The sequence below is a fragment of the Methanosarcina soligelidi genome, assembly GCF_000744315.1.
GTDB lineage: Archaea > Halobacteriota > Methanosarcinia > Methanosarcinales > Methanosarcinaceae > Methanosarcina > Methanosarcina mazei.
Genome location: NZ_JQLR01000001.1, coordinates 1,811,782 through 1,835,600, shown reverse-complemented (window position 1 = coordinate 1,835,600; position 23,819 = coordinate 1,811,782). Strand labels below are relative to the sequence as shown.

Annotated in this window: 13 protein-coding genes; 8 read left to right on the top strand and 5 right to left on the bottom strand. The window is 33.8% G+C overall.

The window, feature by feature from the left end; genetic code table 11:
* Nucleotides 1-76: 76 nt before the first annotated feature.
* The 5 genes from M886_RS18980 to M886_RS08040 all read left to right on the top strand — a co-directional run bounded on the left by M886_RS18980 (nt 77) and on the right by M886_RS08040 (nt 8,262).
* Nucleotides 77-1,780 (top strand): polysaccharide deacetylase family protein, encoded by a 1,704-nt coding sequence (locus M886_RS18980; protein WP_235203899.1) that lies wholly within the window; start codon nt 77-79, stop codon nt 1,778-1,780.
* A 559-nt stretch (nt 1,781-2,339) separates the two neighbouring features.
* Complete coding sequence (locus tag M886_RS08055; RefSeq protein WP_048042030.1) at nt 2,340-3,575, top strand: glycosyltransferase; 1,236 nt, start codon at nt 2,340-2,342, stop codon at nt 3,573-3,575.
* On the top strand, nt 3,568-4,725 hold the full coding sequence (locus M886_RS08050; RefSeq protein ID WP_152558004.1) for a glycosyltransferase: 1,158 nt from the start codon (nt 3,568-3,570) through the stop codon (nt 4,723-4,725). Before M886_RS08055 ends, M886_RS08050 begins: the two co-directional genes overlap by 8 nt.
* Nucleotides 4,726-4,855: 130 nt before the next feature.
* Entirely contained in the window at nt 4,856-6,934 is a 2,079-nt protein-coding gene (locus M886_RS08045) for a DUF2206 domain-containing protein (RefSeq protein ID WP_160173162.1), read from the top strand.
* Between the two features lie 233 nt (nt 6,935-7,167).
* Nucleotides 7,168-8,262 carry a glycosyltransferase family 4 protein gene (locus tag M886_RS08040; protein ID WP_052735103.1) on the top strand — a complete coding sequence of 365 codons (1,095 nt, stop codon included), beginning with the start codon at nt 7,168-7,170 and terminating at the stop codon, nt 8,260-8,262.
* Between the two features lie 501 nt (nt 8,263-8,763).
* On the opposite strand, the gene M886_RS08035 is transcribed toward M886_RS08040, so the two are convergent.
* On the bottom strand, nt 8,764-10,305 hold the full coding sequence (locus M886_RS08035; protein WP_052735102.1) for a flippase: 1,542 nt from the start codon (nt 10,303-10,305) through the stop codon (nt 8,764-8,766).
* 1,166 nt (nt 10,306-11,471) lie between these two features.
* Between M886_RS08035 and M886_RS08030 the strand changes: the two genes are divergently transcribed.
* On the top strand, nt 11,472-13,112 hold the full coding sequence (locus tag M886_RS08030; RefSeq protein WP_048051005.1) for a right-handed parallel beta-helix repeat-containing protein: 1,641 nt from the start codon (nt 11,472-11,474) through the stop codon (nt 13,110-13,112).
* Between the two features lie 1,164 nt (nt 13,113-14,276).
* Entirely contained in the window at nt 14,277-17,294 is a 3,018-nt protein-coding gene (locus M886_RS17740; protein ID WP_084685055.1) for a disaggregatase related repeat-containing protein, read from the top strand.
* A 391-nt stretch (nt 17,295-17,685) separates the two neighbouring features.
* Here the strand turns inward: M886_RS17740 and M886_RS18635 are convergent, their stop codons facing one another.
* Nucleotides 17,686-17,877, bottom strand: coding sequence for a hypothetical protein (locus tag M886_RS18635; RefSeq protein WP_048042183.1), 192 nt, complete (start codon nt 17,875-17,877; stop codon nt 17,686-17,688).
* Nucleotides 17,878-18,199: 322 nt separating this feature from the next.
* A complete protein-coding gene (locus M886_RS08015) occupies nt 18,200-18,934 on the bottom strand; it encodes a CPBP family intramembrane glutamic endopeptidase (protein ID WP_235203898.1) in 735 nt (244 codons plus the stop codon).
* 1,922 nt (nt 18,935-20,856) lie between these two features.
* Here M886_RS08015 and M886_RS08010 point away from each other — a divergent pair.
* The gene (locus M886_RS08010; protein WP_048042187.1) at nt 20,857-21,441 is read left to right on the top strand and encodes a metal-dependent hydrolase; all 585 of its coding nucleotides are present in this window, start codon (nt 20,857-20,859) and stop codon (nt 21,439-21,441) included.
* Nucleotides 21,442-21,907: 466 nt separating this feature from the next.
* Here the strand turns inward: M886_RS08010 and M886_RS08005 are convergent, their stop codons facing one another.
* Together M886_RS08005 and M886_RS08000 are read right to left on the bottom strand one after the other, a co-directional pair.
* Nucleotides 21,908-22,432 (bottom strand): acyltransferase, encoded by a 525-nt coding sequence (locus M886_RS08005; protein ID WP_048051004.1) that lies wholly within the window; start codon nt 22,430-22,432, stop codon nt 21,908-21,910.
* Between the two features lie 140 nt (nt 22,433-22,572).
* Entirely contained in the window at nt 22,573-23,706 is a 1,134-nt protein-coding gene (locus M886_RS08000) for a DUF362 domain-containing protein (RefSeq protein WP_048051003.1), read from the bottom strand.
* Between the last annotated feature and the right edge of the window lie 113 nt (nt 23,707-23,819).

Below are 23,819 nucleotides of genomic sequence, written 5' to 3'. Positions count from 1 at the left end.
TCTAAAAAAAGTATTTCATACAAAGGTAGAGTTTTAATGTCTCACATATGTTCTCCAAAACTTATGGTGATCTTTGATGTTTAATATTGAGACTCACGATTTTACCAGCCATAAATTCCTTCGGCTCTGTGAAGCGATATCCAGTAATTACCCAACAATAACAATAGCTGAGTATATGGAGAATAAGCAACCGGAGAGTTTCATACTGATGCGCCATGATATAGACAGGATGCCAGAACGCGCTCTTGTGATTGCCCGAATAGAACAGGAACTCGGCATCAGGTCAACATACTATTTCAGGACAACAAAAAACGTATTCAAATCTAAAATCATATCCCAGATAAAGGATATGGGCCATGATATTGGCTATCACTACGAGACCTTAAGCGAGGCAAACGGAGATTCCGAAAAAGCGCTTAACCTCTTCCGATCAAATCTGGAAAGATTAAGAGAGATATGTGAGGTAAAAACGATCTGCATGCACGGGAGACCACTCTCAAAATATGATAACCGAGAACTCTGGAAAAACTACGATTTCAGAAGTTTCGGAATAGCCGGTGAAGCCTATCTCTCCATAAGAGATGATCTTAACTATTTCTCCGACACCGGGAGAACATGGAGCTATAAAAACAGTATAAGAGACTGTATTCCTGGAAGAACTGAGCGAGTTTTTGCTGAAACAACTGATGATCTTATCGAACTAATAGAGAGAAGAAAATTAAATAATTTTTATATTTTAACACATCCAGAAAGATGGCCTTCAAGTGCTATTGGATGGGGTTTATATTATTCCACGGACACTGCGGTCAATTTTGGAAAGAAAATTTTGATGAAATATCGCGAAAAAAACAGTGGTATTCGATCTATTAGTAAGAATAATTTATCGATTACAGTTGATCTTGAAGATTGGTACCATATTCCATCAGTTTGTGGATCTAGCTTTTCAATATATAAAAATGTAGGCGAATTTTTCGAAAAATGGAATGATAGATACGATTATTTGAGCGAACCTACGAAAAAAACACTGGAGCTTCTTGATGAATTTAATATAACTGCAACATTTTTTGTTGTTGCAGACATTGCAGAGCACTATCCTGGTCTTATCGAATCTATTTCTGAGAGAGGACATGAAATTGCATGTCACGGAGCAGACCATACATGTGTGCTTGATACAAAAACTAAAGAGCTTCTTATAGATGTTGAAGAATTTGAAAAAACAACTTTGAAGGCAAAAAAAGTACTTGAAAGGATATCCGGACAGGAAGTAGTTGGATACAGAGCACCAAATGGAGCAGTTACAGGATGGATGCTTGACTCGCTGGAAAAAATCGGATTTAAGTACGACTCTTCGGTATCTGTAAATTCGCTGTATAATAAATCGGATTCCTCTTTAAAAGCCGTTTCTTCCTTCCCCTATTATCCAGCTCCGGGTAGTCTGGAACCTGCCTGTGAAAAAAGAAATTTTGTCGAGTTCCCATGGGCCTATTATGAGATGGGGATTAAGATTCCTGCTTATGGTGGACCTACCCTCAGATTTTTGGGATCTCGTATGATATCCAAGGGGTTAAAACAAAGCTTGAATAGAGGCCATACAATTTTTTATTTTCATCCTATTGACATTTCTCAGGAGAAATTTCCATCTATAGGACACAGAAGGCCCTTCTACTGGATTATAAAAGGAAAAATCGTTGAAGAAAGACTTCGTTGTGTGTTAAAAAGATTTGGAAATGTTACAAAAGTGCCTTTAAGAAATCAATTAAATAATTATTCTGAATTTTAAATTGAAAGGTAAAACGGACTAAATTACCAGTACCGCGATTCCAAAGTATGTTCACAAAACTTAAGTTTGGGTATGTCTGTAGTTCTCATTAAAATAAGGAACTTATTTTGGAATCGAAGCACTAGTGTCGTGTCAGCGATAAAATGTCTTATCTAATCGATTACAACTATTCAGAATCGTTTAATTCTTGAGGATTGACACGACACTAGTGTCATGGCAAATTAATTATTGGGCATTAATGAATAGACAATACTTCATCCGTAGCCCTTTCTTAATTATTAAGACTCAAAACTAAATTTCCTAGACACTAGTACAAAAGATTGAACAATAATGTAGAAAATATAAAAAAACTTTAAAATCATTCAGTTATTTGCTAAAGAGTAAAAAGATCTCATTCAGAATAAATTAATTAAATATAGGGAGAGAATTTTATGATAGAATATAGAAATCGTGCTCTTTCTCTTGATAAATTTCGTAATCTTTGTTCAGTAATAACAGGAAATCCGGAAAATACAATTAATGAATTTTTCAATCTTACTAGCTTAGGGGACCGACTCTTATGAAAAAAGGTTTAATTCTTACAAGCACATTCCCTATAAATTGCACAACATCTGACTTTATTTCACAATTATATTCCAACAAACTCATTCAAGAGAAAGTGGAATTATTTGTTCTTGCTCCCCATAGATATAAGTCTCCATTTAATGAAGAATTTTACGGTATTCACGTTTGTAGATTCCCTTATTTTTACCCTTTGAGACTCCAGAAATTTGCTTATGGAGGCGGAGTTCCATACAATTTAAAATATAGTTTCTTTGCAAAACTACAAGCACCAATATTTCCTTTATGTGAACTCATATATGCAATATCAATAATAAAAAATAGAAAAATAAATTTTATAAACTCTCATTGGTTAGTCCCTCAAGGTTTGGTTGGTGCTCTGTGTAACAAATTACTAGGGATTCCACACATTGCCAGCATCCATTCATCTGAAGTCACTTTACTTAGTAAGTTACCTATGAGTAATAAAATTATACAGTTTATTCTAGCAAACAGTGATTACGTAGTTTCAGTAAGTTCACATAGAGCAGATGAACTATTATCACGCACTCCAAATGAATTTGCCAATAAAGCAAAAGATAAAATTCACATAGTCCCAATGGGAGTTGATTTCAGTAGATTTAGTGGTGCAAAAGATAAGGAATCCATAAAATTAAAACATGGGCTAAAATCAAAATTTACGGTCCTATTTGTCGGCCGGCTTGTGGAAGTCAAAGGGTGTGAGTACTTAATTCAGAGCTTCAGGACAGTGGTTGATTCGTTCAAGGATGTTCAGTTAATTATAGTTGGACATGGTCCTCTTGAAGAGCGTTTGAAAATAAAAGTGAAAGATCTTGGATTGGAAGAACACGTTATTTTTACAGGTTTTGTTGAAAATATCTACATTCATGAATACTATATAATGGCAGATATTGTTGTAATCCCTTCTATTGTAGATTCTTCTGGGTTTCAGGAAGGCTTTCCAGTTGTTTTAATCGAGTCTTTTGCAGCTGGAAAAGCTGTTATCTCAACAAAAACTAAAGGAATTATGGAAGCCATTCAAGATAGATACAATGGAATTTTAGTGGATCAGAAGGATGCAGACAAAATTTCCGACGCTCTATTAGAACTCTTAAGAGATGAAGTCCTAAGGGAGAGAATTTCTGCCAATGCTTTGGAAAGTGGAAAAAAGTATGATTGGGATATTATAGCGAACGAATATCTCAGGCTATTTGAGGTTGTTTCTTTTGACTAAACTTCTAATGTTGATAACTTCACTTGCAGGAGGAGGAGCTGAAAGAGTTGCTTCCGAGTTAAGCCTTAACCTGAGCCCGAGTATAGACAGGCAGATAGTTACCTTAACAGACGAAGTCTCCTATCCCTCAAACAAACCTCCTTTATCTCTCGGGATTGAATTCCGAAAACCTCTGGCATTAAGTTTTGTATATGCATTTTTGAGAGGGGTCTTCGAATATAAAAAACTATTAAGAGAACACAAACCTGAATATTCGCTGAGTTTTTTAACTTTAGACAACTTTATAAATATAGTATCTAACTACGGCAATAGAAATACCAAAACTGTTATTTCGGTTCATATCGCTCTGTCAATGAAGTTTAGAAATTCACTGAAAGATAAAATTGCAAAGATAATTGTAAAAAAACTTTACAATAAAGCAGATTTAGTAATAGCGGTTTCAGAAGGAGTTCGAAACGAACTCATTAAGGACTTCAAAATCAATCCTGATAAAGTAAAGGTGTTATATAATCCAGTAGATGTTAACAAGATTAAATATTTATCAAGAGAAGTAGTTCAGGATGAAAAATGGTTTAGTGAAAATATTCCTATTATTATTAATGTTGGAAGACTAGCGAAACAAAAAGGGCAATGGCACCTGATTAGAGCTTTTTCAAAAGTACGAGAACAAATAAACTGCAGGTTAGTTATTCGCGGAAATGGAGAATTGAAACCTTATTTACAAAATTTGGTAGACGAATTGCACTTGACAAAAGATGTAATATTTCTGGAATGGAAAGATAACCCATTTAAATATATTTCTAAAGCAACTGTTTTCGCGTCTTCTTCTCTTTGGGAAGCACTACCTTACGCATTAACTGAAACAATGGCTTGTGGATGCCCTATAATTTCTACTAACTGTAAGTATGGGCCTCAAGAAATATTAGGCAATAATGAATACGGAATACTTGTTCCACCTATGGATGGAAAAACGTACACTGGGGTTGATCCTTTGACAGCAGAAGAAATATCTCTTGCAGAGTCCATAATTAAGTTGCTAAAATGCGAAAATTTAAGATCTGTTTATTCGGCTAAGTCTTTAGAAAGAGCATCTGAATTTGAATTAATAAAGTGTATTGAGAAATATGAAAAATGTTTGTATGAAATTTGATTTTTAGAGTGCCCAGAGGTTTCATTATATAATAATTCGAGAGATGCTCATGTATATCAAAAATCCATTAAATTTTGTCGAATGGAACATAAAGAGTTTTTTATTGGTTTTGTTCTCCATACACATTGCAATGCTAGGTGTAATTGGTTTAGATGTAATCAACTTTGAAATACCAATAATAAGACAAGTTATTGGTTTCATCTATTTAACGTTTGTACCTGGCGTACTATTTCTTAGATTACTCAGGTTGAAACAAATATCCTTTTTAGAGAAGTCTATGTTTACTGTTGCATTGAGTTTAATTACTTTGATGCTTTCCGGCTTTTTTCTTAACGAGTTAGGCGCTGTTTTTATTAAAAGGCCTATTTCCACTATTCCATTATTTTGTATGATTTTTTTAATAGTTTCAATACTTTTTATAGTATGTTATATTCGGGAGAAAAATGATGTTCACAACCCCTCATTTGTCACATTTAATTATAGTATGCTCCCATCAATCATTTATTTAGTTATAGTTCTTTTTTCAGTTATATTTGGTACTTATCTGGTTAATTATTATCACTCAAATATTCTTTTACTTTTTGCAATATTACTCATCGACTCAATTATTTTCTTAATATTTTTCGAAAAATTAATTCCAGAATTAATGTACCCTATGATTATATTTGTCCTTTCAATTTCTTTATTGTATCATAATTCTCTAATTTCTTCAACTTTATATGGTTTCGACATTCATCAGGAGTATTATGCTTCAAATCTTGTGATGATGTCAGGTGTATGGGACCATGATATTCCAAGAAATATAAATGCAATGTTGAGTATTGTAGTGCTGGCTCCAATTTATTCGAATATATGTGACCTTAGTCTTACATATGTTTTTAAAATTGTATATCCTTTTTTGTTTTCATTTACACCTCTTGGAATATATCTAATATACAAGAAGCAAATTAACAATTCAAAAGTAGCTTTCTTTTCGGTATTTTATTTTATGTCTGTATACCCTTATTATACAGAAATGTTAGCTTTAGCAAGGCAAGAGATAGCAGAAATATTTCTTGTACTTATTGTTCTAGTAATGATTTCTAATTACGAAGCTCCTAAGAAAAAATTACTTTACACAATTTTTTCTGTTGGATTGGTAATATCTCATTATGGATTGTCTTATTTATTTATTTTTCTTAGTCTTATAGGATACATATTTTTAGTTTATTCAAATAAGAAAAGTGAAATATTTAATCCAAGGACTATCTTTCTTTTCATCATTTGTGCAATTGGGTGGCATATATATATATCAAGTGGGTCAATATTTGATACTGTATTAAATCTTTTGGAGAATGTGTATCACAGTATCGCTTATGAAATATTTCAAACAAGTACAGTTTCTTTGGCTACCAAGTCAACTCCTTCACTTTGTGGGAAATTACTTAGGATGGTTTATTTTTCATCACAATTTTTCATACTAGTTGGATTTGTACATTCAATGTTTGTATATAAAAATTCAAAAACTAAAAGTGGTGTCAAATTTTCAAAAGAATATATGGCGCTTTCTTTAGCATGTGCATGTTCATTGATAGTTTTTCTTGTCACTTCATCTACAGGTATGAATATATACAGGTTTTTTCATATCTCTACAATTTTCCTGTCATTATTTTGTATTTTAGGGGGGCTAGTAGTTTTTAAATTTGCAGATAGAGCAATGCAACATATTGTACCTGATTCTCATAATATAATTGGTCTTAAATTCTTATCCGTATTTCTGGCGTTATTTTTATTGCTTAATATTGGTTTTGTTCAAGAGATAACCAAAGACAACCCTACTTCCGTTTCGTTGAGTCTAGACTCTATGAAAGAAGGTGGAGTAAATAGTAGCATGCTTCTTTATAGGTATTATATTCCAATTCAAGATGTTCATGGAAGTGTGTGGTTATCTCAAAACAGAAATAATACTATGAATATTTATGCAGACGAAACTGCAGTTACATTTGTACTAGCGGGTTATGGTATGATGCCCGACCAAAAATGCTTATACGACGAAAGAAATAGGTGCGTCAACTCTTATATTTATTTTAGATATCCAAATATTATTTATGGCGTATTAAGTAAAAGGGACTCAGACATGTATGGTCATGAGAATATTTCCGAATTATTACCGATAATTAATCAGAAACATATAATCTATTCTAATGGATATAACGCCATATACACATAACCTGATTCCAAGCTTAATTAGGGTTAAATAAGACCTAAAATGCCATTATTGAAAAATAATCTTTTAGGATTTATAGAATTTAGGCTAATTTAGGTTTATTCCTTCATAATATTAATTAAATTTCAAATTCTCCTCCAGCTATCAAAAATAATAAAATGAGAAGCTAAGTACTGAAATTGTCTACAAAAATCAGAACAAATTATATGTTTTGAATAAAGGTGACGAGGTATTTTATGAAAATATTGATTTATGGTAATTTCCTTGATTACCAAGTTCAATTAGCTAATGAACTCTGTAAGACAGAGTCAGTTATGATAATTGTTTCTTCTTATAAATACCAACATGAGTCTTTGGATAATGTTAATGAAAATATCTATTTAGAGTTTTTAGGTAAAGACTACTCATTATATACCCATAAAAATTTATTTATTTTAAATAGTTTTTTAAAGAAAATTAAAAACTTTGACCCCGATATTGTACACATTCAAATTGGTGGAGGGGTCAGCTTATTTAATTTACCATTTATACTGTTTCTGATGAAGTATCCACTGATCACTACATTTCATGACATTAAACCACATTTAGGCGAATATAGCAGAATTAGAAATTTCATACCATACCTGTTACGAAAATATTCAAACCAAATAATAGTTCATGGAAACCGATTAAAAAACCAGATTTTAACTGAATATAATATTTCAAGCAAGATAGTGAATTCAGTCCCTATTGGAGAACATGAAACTGAACCATTTAAAATGTACGAAAAACCGGATTTAAAAGAAGATAATAACCTCATATTATTTTTTGGTAGGATCTATGAATATAAGGGATTGAAGTATTTAATTGAGGCAGAACCTACAATCACGAGAGAAATTCCGAATGCGAAGATAATTATTGCAGGAACAGGTGAAGATTTCGAAAAATATCAGGATATGATGGTAAATAAAGAAAACTTTATTGTTCATAACTACAGGATTTCGTATCAAGAAGGTGCAGAGCTATTCCAAAGGAGCAGTGTTATTGTTCTGCCTTACATAGAGGGATCTCAAAGTGGCGTAATTCCAACCGCCTATAGCTTTAAAAAACCGGTAGTAGTAACAGATGTTGGAAGCATTCCAGAGATTGTAGATGATGGAGTCACAGGATTAATTGTGCCTGCCAGAAATTCTGATGAGTTGGCAAAAGCCATTATCAAAATATTAAATGATAATACTTTAAGGAAAAATATGGGCGAGAGAGCTTATATAAAATTGAAGACCGATTTGTCATGGGATAATATTGCAAAGAAGACTATTGAGATTTATAAAAGAGCTATGACTTCAAATTAAAAAGAAAATCAAATAAATATTCGAGTGCCTCATTGATTTGTGATATATATCGAAAAAATTAGATCCGTTATTAAGTGCCTTCTAAATTTCTCAAATGTGGTTTATTAATATCGAAGCGTGCCTCTAACAAACTAAAAAATAAGGAAATGTGATGTCACTCAACTGTAACTAACTCCAAATTCAAACAATCTAAGCAGACTTATATACACATTCTTTTTTTCTTGAAATCTGCCATTATTTTAATATAAAAATGAATTACTAAAGTTGACAAGTCTTGTAAGATGATTTCGTATTTATTATTGCTGAGCTGGTTTCAAAATTCCGCTTATCCATGTATTTGACCAGAAGTACCTATTTTATTTAGTTCTAAAGATCTTTATTTATCCCCTCCAAAAATTGGCATGGAAGGATTGAGGGTAGTTTTGAAACAAACTCGCTATTAAAGAAATAAATTTTGAGTTTAGGTAAGCTCTCTAATAAGAGGATATGATGGCAGGTTATTTAAATATTAATGAATTTTTTAATAATCGGAAAGTTGGTAATGATTTTTTCTTCTATTTGTATCAATATTTTCTTATCTTCAATGTCCAGAGAATTTGTAATTAATATTGACATTGAATATGTTACTAAAAATAAAATATAAACTATCGAGACTGTCCATAATGTTTGTATGAATAAGTTCCTGAAGATGTAAAATACTGCTATCAGCAAAGTTGCCAGTATAGTGAACCTTACATATTTTTGAGTAAACGGATGAATTTTGAGAAATTTGTATAATCTTAAAGTCATGTATATTTCTATTAACGTAAAAGAAATTGCTGACGCAATCGCTGCTCCAAACATACCAAAAGGTGGAATTAGTATTAAATTTAAAATTATGTTTGAAGCAGCACTAATCAAAGAGCAATTCATTAATAGACGGGACTTACCAATTGCCGTAAGTGTGTAATAATTTAATCCAAAAAAAGAATTAACGATAAACCCTAATGAGAGAATTTGCAAAACGCTGCTGGCCTTAATATACTGGGAACCATAAAAAAGATTCAGTGTAAACTCTGGAAATACAAATAATATAAAAAATATGGGCAAAGTTATTATAAAACACCACTTTGTTGAACTTTCATTAAGAGTCCCTATGTCTTTTATATTATTTTTGCTGTACATATAAGAAATAATAGGTACGTAGAGGAATCCGATAGAGTTGATTCCTGGAGATAAAAGGTTAGCTAGAGGGTATGCTGCACTATAAGCTGCCACGGTTTCAGTAGTTTTGAAAAACCCGAGCATCAGTGTATCTGTCCAACTCATTACTGCTAATAGAAGACTTACTATAAGAAGAGGAATCGAAAATCGCAACAAACTCTTTGTGTGATAATTAACACGACCTTTTCTCAAGATGATTTCAATTGGAGAATTTTTAATAAAATATGCAATAAGTATTAAAAAAGTAATTAAAAGAGAAATTACATATGTTGAAACCATTTCAACAAATGAGCGATTAAAGAAAACTACTATTAAGAGAAGTAAAAGGTATACCCCTGGTCGTAAAATATTACCAAAATAAACCTTTATCGAGGCTTTATCGAAGCCTCTAAATATAGATACAATTAGATTTATTAGAACTGCAAAGGGAATTGATATTGCCATTATTTGAAGTACAAATGAGATATTTGGATCATGAAATACTCTCATTGCTAGAAAATCTGATGCAAAATAAATCAAAGCTGTTACTAAGATGCTTGCCATCAGTACAATTATTATAGATGAAGAAATTGTGTCCTGAACGTCATTTTTTTCATTTTTGCCCCTTAAGTATGCAATATATCTTGTGGCTCCTTCTTCTAACCCAAGTGCGGAAACTGTTGTACAAATAGATATTATAGTAAGTGATAATGAGAAAACTCCGTATTCACTTTGAGTGGAAAATCTTACCATAATTATTCTGGCTAAAAATCCCAACAATAAACTTACAATTGTTCCAATGAATACAAAGGCGGACCCTTTAGCTATTTTTTGAAGTGATTTGCTTACTATTTCAGACATGATTTCTCGTAAATTTTATAGGTTTTTATTCACATTATTAAATTAAATTTTACTTGAAACTTACAACTTCACTATCTAATTAAATTATATTATATGCTATAACTTAAATTGTTCATTTTAAAGAGGAAAAGTACCCAGAACAGATTCAGTTATGTACTGCCATCATCAACTACTATTCCTGTATTTAGAGCTGAATCATTCTTATTTATACAGTAGTCAACCTTTAAAAGTTCCAGATATATTTATTTCATTACTTACTAGACAATTTTATATTCCATGACTTGCTGGTAGATTGCAATCTATCAAAATATTAAGTCTGTTTTTCAGGAGTTAGTTTTGCTGAACTTTGGATTCTCTCATTAGCTACTGCCAAGTAGTTCTACTGTTTGGCTTACTATAATAATATAATACTCAGTTATTTTACCGAATTTGTACAGGAGTATTGACAAATTAATTTTAAAGTTACTTTCCCACACATTTATACAGTGTTAGAGATTTATACAGTATTGGAGATTATTACAATCTTAATTCTCCAGTATACATGAAGAGGTTTGGATTAATGCATAAAATTATTAAGAAATTATGCAAAAATATTCTGCTTCTGTAAGACAACATCGTTAGCCATCACATTACAATTTAATGAGTTAATGTACTGGAAAATTATTTTTGACATTATCGGCTATTGATCGAGTATCTTTTTTGGAGTGATAGATCGGCGATTATATATATTAAGCAACTCCAAACCATCATCAGTAGACATATTTTTGACACACTGAATATTAATAAAAATACTTTAAGCTATTTAAATTATTTGATTCCTATCTTTCAGTAAAGTTTCCACACCTTTTTCTCTAGAATAGCTAATAGTTTGAGTTTTTATCTAAAACTTCTTTTGCTTTTAATATATTATACTGAGGGCGAAACCAACCCCAGATGAAAATTTATAAAAGAAGAACATTTCTAGACGATCTGATGTTAACACAAGTCTCCATACTAATTATCTTATGGAGTTTAATAATTTATGACGGCTTAAAAACTATTAAATATATACGCCTTAGATCTCAGAATGTCTAAAATATGATATTAATCTCAAGTAAAATGTATTTGATTTGTACCTCAAATACGTAAATCCTATATACTAATGGCTAAATTATTTAATGTATAGTATGAAAACCTTAAGAACTTATTTAGTAATATCTGTTCTTGCTCTTTTATTTCTTTTATATATCGCATTCAATAGTCCTGCTGATTTAGCCTCAAACATCATAATTGATGATGATGCTGAACCAGCAGTTTCTGGCCTTTACCTGACATCTAATTATGCAAACGATGCAGCCTGTATTCAGGCGGCACTGGATAACTCAAAAAGTGGAGATACCATAATTATCCGTGAAGGAGATTATTATATTACAAAAAGGATATATCAAAAAGATAAGAGCCTGAATATTACAGGCGAAGGAAAAGTGAATCTTCATATTCAAACGGGAGAAGGTTATCAAAATGGACTTTATTTTACAGGTTCATTGATTACAAAAAAATCACTCTCTGTTAACGCTCAAAAAGGTTCCTCTCAAATAACTTTAACAGATGCTTCGCAGGTTCGTCAGAATGACCTGATAAAGATCTGGAAAAACGTTCAGTGGTGTCCATTAGATTATCCTGATCAGATGACAGGAGAAATGTATACGGTAAAAAGCGTCAGCGGAAACGTTGTCACCTTAAATCAGCCACTTCTAAGGGACTATAAATTAAGTGAAACCGTCCAGGCTGAAATATACAGACCTATACAGGTTCATGTAAAAAATATAAGAGTACAGGATAGTGGTGCTACAAAGCTTCATGAAGGTCTGGCTTTAGAATATTGTAAGGACAGCTCTGTTACTGACTCCTGGTTTAAAGACAGCGGATTCGCTGCTGTTTCACTGTATTCCTGTTTTAATGTGGATGTAAATAATAATGAAATTTACAATTCAATTTATCCAGGAAGCGGATATGGAGTAGGAGTATGGAGTGCATCGGCATTTGTTGACATCAAAAATAATCGCATAGAAAACTGCAGGCATGCCATAACAGGCAACTCAAACGAACGTAAAGCCTTAAACAGAGATGTCGAAATATCTGAAAATACAATAGTAGGGGCAAACATTTCAGGCTCACATGCAATCGATGCTCATCCTGTGACAATTAATTATATAGTAACTAATAATAAAATATATTTAAAACCAAAATTTTTTGCTTTTTCTGACGGTACGCTTCAATCAGTGTTTTCAGGAAATGAAGTATATGGCGGATATGGGGCAGTTGCAAGAAGAGGAAGTGTAAATGATGGAGTACATTTAATAAAAGATAATTATATTAAAGAAACTAATGGATATACTTACGAAGGTCTAGACAGTGGAATAGGAGAAAAACTCGAAATTATTAACAATCATCAGACCGGTGGTAAGTATGGAGTTGCTTTCCCCTATTCAGAGAGCTTTAGGAATATAGTAATAAGTGGGAACACGTTCAGTAACCTATCGGAGCAGGGAGTATATCAGAAGTTCCTTATAAACGGAGTAAACTTAAAAATTTCTGATAACATCTTTGAGAATGTGAAAAGGGAAGGAATATACATTGACGGAAATTCCTTTAAAAATGGAGAAGTCAAAATACAAAATAATAGTTTTGCCAATGTATATCCTTCAAAACCAGGCTCTGAGATCATAATCAAAAATATCCAAAACGCTTCCATTAGCGGAACACAGACACTTAAAGCTCCTGTTACTGCTTGTTCAGCATCAATAATTCAGGAAAATCAACGCTAAAAGTTACATTTACTGACAAAAGTACAGGCTCACCAACCACATAGAACTGGAACTTTGGAGACAGATCACAATCAACAGTAACAATTTACTATAGAAATGGAAAGTTAGTTTCGGAAGACTGACAAAATTCTTATTTTTATTATTGAGCTGATTCAAAATTCCGACTATTCATGTTTTTGACTAAAAGTAGATGTTCTGTTTAGTTCTACTGATCTTAATTTATCTACTCCGAAATATTAACTCAGATGGATTAGAGGTAATTTTGAAACGGGATCATTATTATAAGAATCTATCCCAAAAGCCATTTTTATTCCCATATTGGAAGGTATCCATAACTATTTTCCTGATCAGTAGTTCGATTGTTTCTTTCAAAACGAAATTCAAAGAAGTAGTTTTTGAGTTTTGAGATCAGTTCGATGTGTAAATAAAAATCAGTTTCGGGATGAGCTCTAACATTAAATTTGCCACAAGAGTTGTTGAAAGAACTTACATTAAATAGAGTATAATAGAGTTAAAAATTACTGCGGAAACATACAATATATTTTTTACATGATTTCTAAGTAGTATGTAAGAGTGATGAAATAACTTTAAGAAAATTTTTATGGATGTATACAGACCTTTGACCAATCTAAATGCAATTGCATGTATCTAGAAATATTTATGCAGAGATGAAGTTATGAACACATAATAGATCTGTAGAATAAGAAGTAGAGTATATTAACTGGGCAAGTTTTTTATATAAGAAGGATCAATTTCTATTTAAGATACTTTCTCAACTTTTTCAGGAGAAATAAGGGGGAAATTTCTCTGCATCATATGGTAATACATTCCACTCTTAGCCTTAATCAAAATATGAGGTTAATTGATCCAATGTATAATCAAATAAAAACCATTAATTAACACCTGTCTTTTGAAAAGGTGAGAAGTATATAAAGCCACATTAAAAAAGACTCATTAAGTTTGAACTGTGTATTAAAAAAACACATCAATTTGCTCAATCATATGAAATATATTTCCCTTTTTGAACGGGGGTTTAAAGGGAGATTATATTTTCATCGCCAATGAGGATTGGTTTCAATATCTACCGTCTTTGGATTTATGGTTGAGTGGATACTATGGAGAAATTCTATAACGAAACCAAATCACGTTTTGGGGGGCTTTTTAATGAAAACTTTAAGAAATTATTTGACAGTATTTGTTCTTGCTCTCTTGTATCTCACATTCAGTAGTCCTGTTGCTTTGGCCTCAAACATTATAATTGATGATGATGCTGAACCAGCAGTCTCCGGTCTTTACCTGACATCTAATTATGCAAATGATGCAGCCTGTATTCAGGCGGCGCTGGATAACTCAAAAAGTGGAGATACTATAATTATCCGCGAGGGAGATTATTACATTACAAAGCGGATATATCAAAAAGATAAGAGCCTGAATATAACAGGCGAAGGAAAAGTGAATCTTCATATTCAAACGGGAGAAGGTTATCAAAATGGACTTTATTTTACAGGTTCGTTGATTACAAAAAAATCACTCTCTGTTAACGCTCAAAAAGGTTCCTCTCAAATAACTTTAACAGATGCTTCGCAGGTTCGTCAGAATGACCTGATAAAGATCTGGAAAAACGTTCAGTGGTGTCCATTAGATTATCCTGATCAGATGACAGGAGAAATGTATACGGTAAAAAGCGTCAGCGGAAACGTTGTCACCTTAAATCAGCCACTTCTAAGGGACTATAAATTAAGTGAAACTGTCCAGGCTGAAATATACAGACCTATACAGGTTCATGTAAAAAATATAAGAGTACAGGATAGTGGTGCTACAAAGCTTCATGAAGGTCTGGCTTTAGAATATTGTAAGGACAGCTCTGTTACTGACTCCTGGTTTAAAGACAGCGGATTCGCTGCTGTTTCACTGTATTCCTGTTTTAATGTGGATGTAAATAATAATGAAATTTACAATTCAATTTATCCAGGAAGCGGATATGGAGTAGGAGTATGGAGTGCATCGGCATTTGTTGATATCAAAAATAATCGCATAGAAAACTGCAGGCATGCCATAACAGGCAATACGGATGAACGTAAAGCCTTAAACAGAGATGTCGAAATATCTGAAAATACAATAGTAGGGGCAAACATTTCAGGCTCACATGCAATCGATGCTCATCCTGTGACAATTAATTATATAGTAACTAATAATAAAATATATTTAAAACCAGATTTTTTTGCTTTTTCTGACGGTACGCTTCAATCAGTGTTTTCAGGAAATGAAGTATATGGCGGATATGGGGCAGTTGCAAGAAGAGGAAGTGTAAATGATGGAGTACATTTAATAAAAGATAATTATATTAAAGAAACTAATGGATATACTTACGAAGGTCTAGACAGTGGAATAGGAGAAAAACTCGAAATTATTAACAATCATCAGACCGGTGGTAAGTATGGAGTTGCTTTCCCCTATTCAGAGAGCTTTAGGAATATAGTAATAAGTGGGAACACGTTCAGTAACCTATCGGAGCAGGGAGTATATCAGAAGTTCCTTATAAACGGAGTAAACTTAAAAATTTCTGATAACATCTTTGAGAATGTGAAAAGGGAAGGAATATACATTGACGGAAATTCCTTCAAAAATGGAGAAGTCAAAATACAAAATAATAGTTTTGCCAATGTATATCCTTCAAAACCAGGCTCAGAGATCATAATCAAAAATATCCAAAACGCTTCCATTAGCGGAACACAGACACTTAAAGCTCCTGTTGCTGCTTATTCAGCATCAACAGTTTCAGGTAATGCCCCACTAAAAGTTACATTTACTGACAAAAGTACAGGCTCACCAACCACATGGAACTGGAACTTTGGAGACGGTACAACAAAGTCAACACTCCAGAATCCGGTACATACCTATTCAACGGCAGGAAACTATACAGTTGTATTTACTGCAAGCAATGCCGCAGGCAGCAGTACTGTGACAGGACTTATTAGTATAATACCACAGGAAAGTCCCATACCTGAAGAACCTTCAGTTTCTCCGGTCAAAGTATCTGATAACCGTTTACGTGAAGCTTCTCCTGACACTGTCTTCCAAAGTTCACCCTACATCGACGTAGGGGGAATGAGCAATGTAAGGTATAGGGATATAATATGGTTCGATCTGAGTGAGTACACTGGTTCTACAGAAGTTAGTAATGCCGCTATCTCTCTATACTGGTATTATCCTGAAGGAAGCTCAAGGCCTTCTGACACTATAGTCGAAATTTACAGGCCTGCTTCTGCATGGAACCCAAGCTATGTAAGCTGGAATAAAAGGGACAAAGGCATTTCCTGGAAGAATCCCGGAGGAGACTGGTACGACAAAAATGGTGTCTTGCAAGGCAGCACTCCTTATGCCACCCTGACCATCAAAGGTAGTACCCTTCCTGATAACAGGTATTACAACCTGGATGTAACCGACCTTGTAAAAGAGTACACCAGCGGAAAATATGAGAACACCGGATTCCTGATAAAAGCCCGCACAGAGAGCAACAACTACATTGCTTTCTACAGCAGTGATATCGGGAATGTAAACCAGGAGCCAAAGTTTTCCGTAACAAAGAAAGCACCTGCAGTGACTGTGACTGTAACTGGTGCAAATGACAACCGTTTGCGTCAAGCTTCTCCTGACACTGTCTTCCAAAGTTCACCCTACATCGACGTAGGGGGAATGAGCAATGTAAGGTATAGGGATATAATACGGTTTGATCTGAGTGAGTACACTGGTTCTACAGAAGTTAGTAATGCCGCTATCTCTCTATACTGGTATTATCCTGAAGGAAGCTCAAGGCCTTCTGACACTATAGTCGAAATTTACAGGCCTGCTTCTGCATGGAACCCAAGCTATGTAAGCTGGAATAAAAGGGACAAAGGCATTTCCTGGAAGAATCCCGGAGGAGACTGGTACGACAAAAATGGTGTTTTACAGGGAAGCACTCCTTATGCCACCCTGACCATCAAAGGTAGTACCCTTCCTGATAACAGGTATTACAACCTGGATGTAACCGACCTTGTAAAAGAGTACACCAGCGGAAAATATGAGAACACCGGATTCCTGATAAAAGCCCGCACAGAAAGCAATAACTATATAGCTTTCTACAGTAACGACATCGGGAATAAGGATCAAGTGCCAAAACTTCAATTAGTATACAGCTAAAGGCTTAGATGTATTATTAAGCGAGTACTCTGAAATGCTAGCTGCAGGAAATCTTAATTTCCCAACGCTTGCTTTTCGGAAAATCTCCTTATATTTTCTATTTTCATAATACAAATTTTAAATATTCAAAATCCAATCCATATGTACACAACTTTTTTATTTAAGTCGATATCGAAATCTACAAAACTTACAATTATAGTTCTAAAATAGACTATTACTTAGAGAAACGTTTTTGCTCAAGTTTTTAATATTGCTGAAAAATAAATGATATCAATAATTTGGAGCTTTAATACATGAGATATCACTATTCTAATCCAAAAAAACTAGAAGAAAAACTATTTATTGTATCATTGCTTCAATATATTTAAAATATTTATTTATAAATGCTAAATTAGTCAGGTATTTTTATGTTGCTAAGCAGTGCATGTTCTAGCATTATTTTGCCAAGTGCAATTTCTTCAAGTTCGATTTCTCCGAGTGAAATTTCTATAAATATAAATACTGGCCTTCCACAATATAGTGCCCTAGTGGTTGCAGGTCTGTTTATATTGTATTCTTTAAGAGAGATCCTTTCCTCATCCAAAATATGGAATAGCCATCTTGAGAACTCTTTTAACCTGGCAGTTATACCTTTGATTTTATGCTTCGTAATGATTGTTGCTTATAAAGCCATAGAACTCATCTGAATAAAACTTTAAAAAGACACTTTTTTCCGAATCCAATAAATATATGACAACTTCATTTTTACTTTTTCGATTTTTTCCTCTAGGCTTTTCTTAAAACAGCCGCTCTCATTATTAAGATTTATGGAGAATTTTGAGTTAGTTCTATAAATGACAAAAGAAAAGAAAATTAAAAATGATCCAAGTTTTTGGAAAACTAATTTAGGAAATTTCTAAAAAAGTTCAGAACCATGACCAGCCTATATCATGAGGCAGGACCCCGAAAAGGAAGACATTGGCAAAGCCGTGCAGGAGGACGACAAACGGCAGACTTCTTGTTCTGTAAAAGGCAAAGCCTATAACGAAGCCTGCAAAGCTGGTATAGAAAATCTCGTAGAAGGTACCGTATCCTGAGTGCATGAGACCAAACAGAAAACTTGTAACTACCAGGGCCCATCGCGCATCCAGCAGCTTCTCAAATCTGGTCTGGAGGATTGACCTGAAGATGAGTTCCTCGACCAGGCTTACAAATAAGACCATAATAGAAAAGAGTTCAAGGAAATTTCCGAAAGTGACATCAGGGATCAGAGATCCTACCTTGATGGTCATAAACTCTCCAAGTCCAAGAAGAAAACCTAGAGGCACCGAGAGAACCATATAAATGGGTAAATTCTTTGTAGTAATGCCAATCTCTTCGAAAGAGATCTGCTGATATATTATTACAATTTCTGCTGCAACTGCCAGGGGAGCGTATGTAAAGATAAAAGTATAAAGAGTGGTGTCTAAAAAAATTGGCACTGAAAGGTTCACAAGTCTAAGGAGCGGGAGAAGCATTAAAGACATGTATAAGTTGTGGATTTTGGGATCTTCCGTGAATATATTAGAAAGAGATAGGGCAATCAGGATTCCGATATGCACACAGGCTGCTGCCGCTGTCCTGTCCGAAAAGAACAAAAGTTCGGCTAAAGCTATGCCCAAGACTGGGATTGTAATATATAACCGAAGTTTTTTTAGTTCTTCTTTTTCTTGGATTACTTCTTTAATTCTTGTAATTGAAGGAGAAGTTACCAGTAAAGTCAGAATTAGAGCTGAAGTGATGGTTATAGAGCTCGGTTTTTTTTGCATATTATGGGACTTAAGTAGTTTTTTCACAGAATTACTCCTTTTTCAAGTAAAGGTGAGTTCAGAGTTATTTGCATAGTTTTTTAACTACTTTCTACAGGCTTTTGCACAAATAGTCAGCCAGAGAATACATTAATGATGACAGGTAATTATCTATGGCAGATAACTTTTTTTTAATTTTTTTCATTCATGGCATTTTTATGAAAAACGTGTTCCCTTTATACTTATCAGACTAAAGAATTGCCATTGTTTATATCGTCATTACTTATATATGTTATGAGATTTGGACCATATATGAACAAGTTTTTAAAAATATTTTATTTATTGAGCATTCAACAAATATTACAAAAAACATCATAGGATGGTATTCTACCCGCTGAATATTAAGCACAAACCTTAACTGTGAATCTCATATAAATTTTTACTGATATTTATACTTTTATAATTCCAATTATTAATTTTTATCGACTAATAGGGCTAAGTAAAAATAAACTTCTGAGAAAAATGAACTTGTACTTTGAAATAAAGAACAGGCATCGAGATTCCTGACAAATTTGAGTTTCCTTCTGACAGATTTGAGACTCATTTTGAGAATAAACGAGAGAAATAGATACCAAATTATGAAAATTACATAAGAAATATTAGAGACATGCAGAATTATATAGGGACAGAAGCTTTCTGCAAAATTAGAACATATACTTCTACAATTAGAAAGAATTGTTTACCCATTATTAGGCATTCTCACGGCGTTCAACAGGATAACTTCAATTAGATCTTGAATAGCCACCTCCAGAGTTTCTTTTTGATTTGGTCAGGTACTTATTTCTTTGATATTAGAGTTCCCAATTAGTACATTAATAGACTATAAAGTCTGAATAATTATAACTCTATTATTTTTATTTTTTGTCCTTATATAAAATCGTAAAGGCTGTATTTAGATGGTATAATTGGGCAACAAACATCACTTCAAATAGAAAAATATATATTTTTTTGTTTGAATTGATAAAAGAGTTCTTTGTTTTGGTTTTATTAGTTAGACCAACATGGCAAAATGAAAGAAGTTGCCTCTACTAATTATCGAAATCCAGTATAAATCGAAATCTACTCAAATCCTTAACGAAACCCCTAAAGATAAGGATTAAAGCTAAATTATTATAGAGGACTAATTATAAAAAAATTAATAACTATTTTGAGAGAACTGTGTGCAAGAAATCTAAGGGCTGTTATCGCAAACATGATAAAAAATAATGGGATAGAAATTAAAATTTTTAGTCATCTTTGTAAAGAAGGTAAGAAAACAAAAGGTGGAAAAAATGAATCTAAGTGAAATTTATTACTACTTTATTTCAATCGCTATGATAACTGGTGTACGGATTGCCTGGGCACTCAATCTGGATATAGACCAAGACGAAGATGAGAGACTTTCTATTAAGTTTCTGAGCTTCAGATTATTTTAAATAAAAATGGATTTTAACTCACCCAATAAAATTATTAAAAGATCTCCTACTTATAAAACTTAAAATTTTAAGTTAAGGAACAAAATGTCAAAAAAATGCTATCGTTTATCAACATTTATGCAACATCTAAAAGGATTCTGTTAGAAAGTCTTTATATTTGGTATTAGAGGTTATGCATAAAATTCTTTAACCGATAACAAAAGAAATAGTATTTGCAAAAATAAATATTCTTATTAAATTTTCATATTATGTTTGTAGCAAATCATATATATTCGAAACATCTTCCTTGATAAATATATATATTTAAAAAAGTGTTTTGTTATGCCCTATCCAGTTGCACATTTTCTGTTTTTTATATTCTGTGTCAGTGCAGTAGCAGTCTACGCCATTGTCAAATCAATTTTTCGCAGAGAGCTTTCATCCGGGGATCTGCCACAACTCCTGTTGCTCCTCTTTGTAGGCAGTTTATGCACACTATTTCCAGATATTATGATTGTATATAACCTACCAGTAAACGGCACTTTCGAACATTGCTGGATCGGCCCGATAGCAACACATTCATTTCTATTTAGTTCTACTGCACTCCTGTTAGGAACACTTGCTGGATATCTTGCATATGGGAAATCTGGAAAGGCAATATACCTGGGGCTCTTTGGAGAAGCTGCTTTTCTTACGCATTTATTGCTTGATGATATAGGGGAAGGTGGTACTGAGTACTTATACCCAATATATAACGGAAAGACCAGCATATTCTCATTGATGGATGTAGGTTTTCAGGAAACTGGATTTATTCATTATGTAATAGCATCTTTTGTATCAGTCTTTTTTGTTTGCTTTGTGCTAATGATGGCACTGTTTGCCTTGGATAAACTTGGTTTCGAGTTCAAATACAGACCCGAAAAGTGACTTTCGTTTTCATCTTTCATCTCATTTTTACGGCTCGTTTCTTCTTTAAACAACATACTCAGGGCCTGGGAGTTAGCTACCGAGAGCAGAAAATATAAGACTTATAGATAAAACCCACTTTCCGCAGGAAAATTTCAAATTTCATAATTTTTCTTGCTATCGATTTTGAATCTAACGCCGATTTATTGGACTTTTATGCATGAAGTAAAAGCAACTATGTGAGGTATTTAGAGATCTAAAAACGATATCAATCAATTTTCACCAAGTTACTTTAATAGTCAAAATTCCTTGAATCTGTTTCAAAAACGCTATCAGGAAAAATGTTAAATTTCGAAAAAATACTGCGGAATGTGGGATAAAACTTTGAATTGCCAGAATAAAAGTCAGAAGAAAGAATTTGAACTTTTAAAATAAGAGGAGATATAAAAAGTATAAACCTCCGAGAAAACAGCAAGAACTGTCAAAATCATGTTTGAAGATCACCTACACCATCAAGCTTTTTAACAACTCTGGCAGGATAACCAAGAGCAAGACTGTTTGGAGAGATATCTCGAGTAACTACGGACCCAATCCCAATTATGGAATTTTCTCCAATTTCAACCCCTTGAGTAATTATGCATCCGGGATTTACAGAAACCCCGCGTCCTATTTTTATTGGAGCCATAGTTCTCGGATACGCCTGTCTTGTAGTCAAACTGCCTCTTGTATGGGCAGACAGTATACACCGGTCACCAATTTCTGCATAATCTCCAATTGTGATTAGCTCGGGGTGGAGCCTATCAAAAACTACACCATAACCGACGTATACGTTTTTCCCAATATTTACTCCCCTCATTTTGTGAAATTTTGCCCTCCAGGAAGGAACAGGAAAAACTGACGCAAGCTGTTCTAAAAACCAGTTCTTCAGATACCTGAATCCAAATAAGATTTTATTACTATGGTAATGACTGGCTACTTCACCAAAAGTCACTTTATCTCTATTGGATATCATAGTGTTGCCTTCCTAACTTTACAATGAAAAAATAATCGTTGCTTATCATACTCTTTCACCAGAAAGTACCCTTTCTTGCGCCCAGTATTCGAAATATGAGAGAATATTATACAGAAACTGATATTTAAATAAACTTTTCTTTAGCGTTTAATCCTTGTCACAAGCTTTAAAAGCATCGATTTCTTTATTTCTACCGCGTCGCTGGGGCATAATTCCCGGCAGCAGTAACACTGGATACATTTTTCCTGATTGATTTTGAGTGCACTGCCTGTTTCTTCAATAGCATGTACCGAACAGTTCAAAATGCAGGCTTTGCAAAGTTTACAGTTTGAGGTATTGATAAAAGGTTTTAAAGTTAACTGAGTTCGAAGTATCCTCATTAGAAAAGAAGGGACATAAGCAGTAACTCCACCCTCGGGGCTTTTAAACCTGACTTTTACCTCTTCCAGAGGTGTGCCAGCAACCTCTGGATGTTCCGTCCCAAAACCTCTTGAGATTGCAGCTCTGTTTGTAGGAACTTTCATAGGGTCTATCCCTATAAGCTCGGAAGCTATGATATCCAGAGCCACGCAGTCATAACTTGCCATTACCACTCCTGCCTTTACAGGCGTACCTCCCGAAGGGCCATTTCCTTCCATTCCGATCACGCCATCCATAACTGAGATCTGTGGCTTGACAACAGAATATATATCAACAACGGCATTCCCAAAACGGTTACGGTCTTCAAGGGCATGTGCCTGTTTTCTTGTTTTCTGAGGAATGGTCCCAAAGAAATTTTTGACCGCTCCCGTATAAAGCGTGAGCTCATGTGTCTTAAGTTTGGGAAGGGAAATGACTACATCTGCTTCAAGTACTGCTTTTGCTATGTGCAGACGAGGGAACTGCCTTGCGTCAGGAACATTAACCTCTACATACCCTGAAGTCTCAAAATTGATTAGTTCTGCACTACAACTGAAAGCAACAGCTTCAATACCTGATACCTTCAACGCCTGCGAAGTACTGGCAGACCCAGGTCTTATAATTCCGGACCCATCACCCACTACCGGAACGCCTCCTGCCTCTTTGACCAGTTCGCACATTGCAGCGACAACTGCCGGATGAGTGGTGACAGCATCCTCCGGAGGTCGAATGGAAAGGACATTTGGCTTAAGCAGTACTCGGTTGCCGGGAGATATAATAGGCTCAAGACCGCCTATCAGGCTGAGTGATTCTTTGATCGCATCTTTTACTTCCGAATAGTCACTACAGCGGACAATAGAAACCCTGGTATTCATAGTTGCACACTTAAGCTACTGAATCAATTTATGTTAGGCTATAACAGTTCACCTTTATTTAAATCAAATTATCTGTCTTAAAGAAAAATTTATGTCTGGAACATCTTCTCAAG

Excerpts from the sequence above, each read along its gene's own strand:
- M886_RS18980 (WP_235203899.1), top strand. The coding sequence starts at position 77 with ATGTTTAATATTGAGACTCACGATTTTACCAGCCATAAATTCCTTCGG.
- M886_RS08055 (WP_048042030.1), top strand. The coding sequence starts at position 2,340 with ATGAAAAAAGGTTTAATTCTTACAAGCACATTCCCTATAAATTGCACA.
- M886_RS08045 (WP_160173162.1), top strand. The coding sequence starts at position 4,856 with ATGCTAGGTGTAATTGGTTTAGATGTAATCAACTTTGAAATACCAATA.
- M886_RS08040 (WP_052735103.1), top strand. The coding sequence starts at position 7,168 with ATGAAAATATTGATTTATGGTAATTTCCTTGATTACCAAGTTCAATTA.
- M886_RS08035 (WP_052735102.1), bottom strand. The coding sequence starts at position 10,305 with ATGTCTGAAATAGTAAGCAAATCACTTCAAAAAATAGCTAAAGGGTCC.
- M886_RS08030 (WP_048051005.1), top strand. The coding sequence starts at position 11,472 with ATGAAAACCTTAAGAACTTATTTAGTAATATCTGTTCTTGCTCTTTTA.
- M886_RS17740 (WP_084685055.1), top strand. The coding sequence starts at position 14,277 with ATGAAAACTTTAAGAAATTATTTGACAGTATTTGTTCTTGCTCTCTTG.
- M886_RS08010 (WP_048042187.1), top strand. The coding sequence starts at position 20,857 with ATGCCCTATCCAGTTGCACATTTTCTGTTTTTTATATTCTGTGTCAGT.
- M886_RS08005 (WP_048051004.1), bottom strand. The coding sequence starts at position 22,432 with ATGATATCCAATAGAGATAAAGTGACTTTTGGTGAAGTAGCCAGTCAT.
- M886_RS08000 (WP_048051003.1), bottom strand. The coding sequence starts at position 23,706 with ATGAATACCAGGGTTTCTATTGTCCGCTGTAGTGACTATTCGGAAGTA.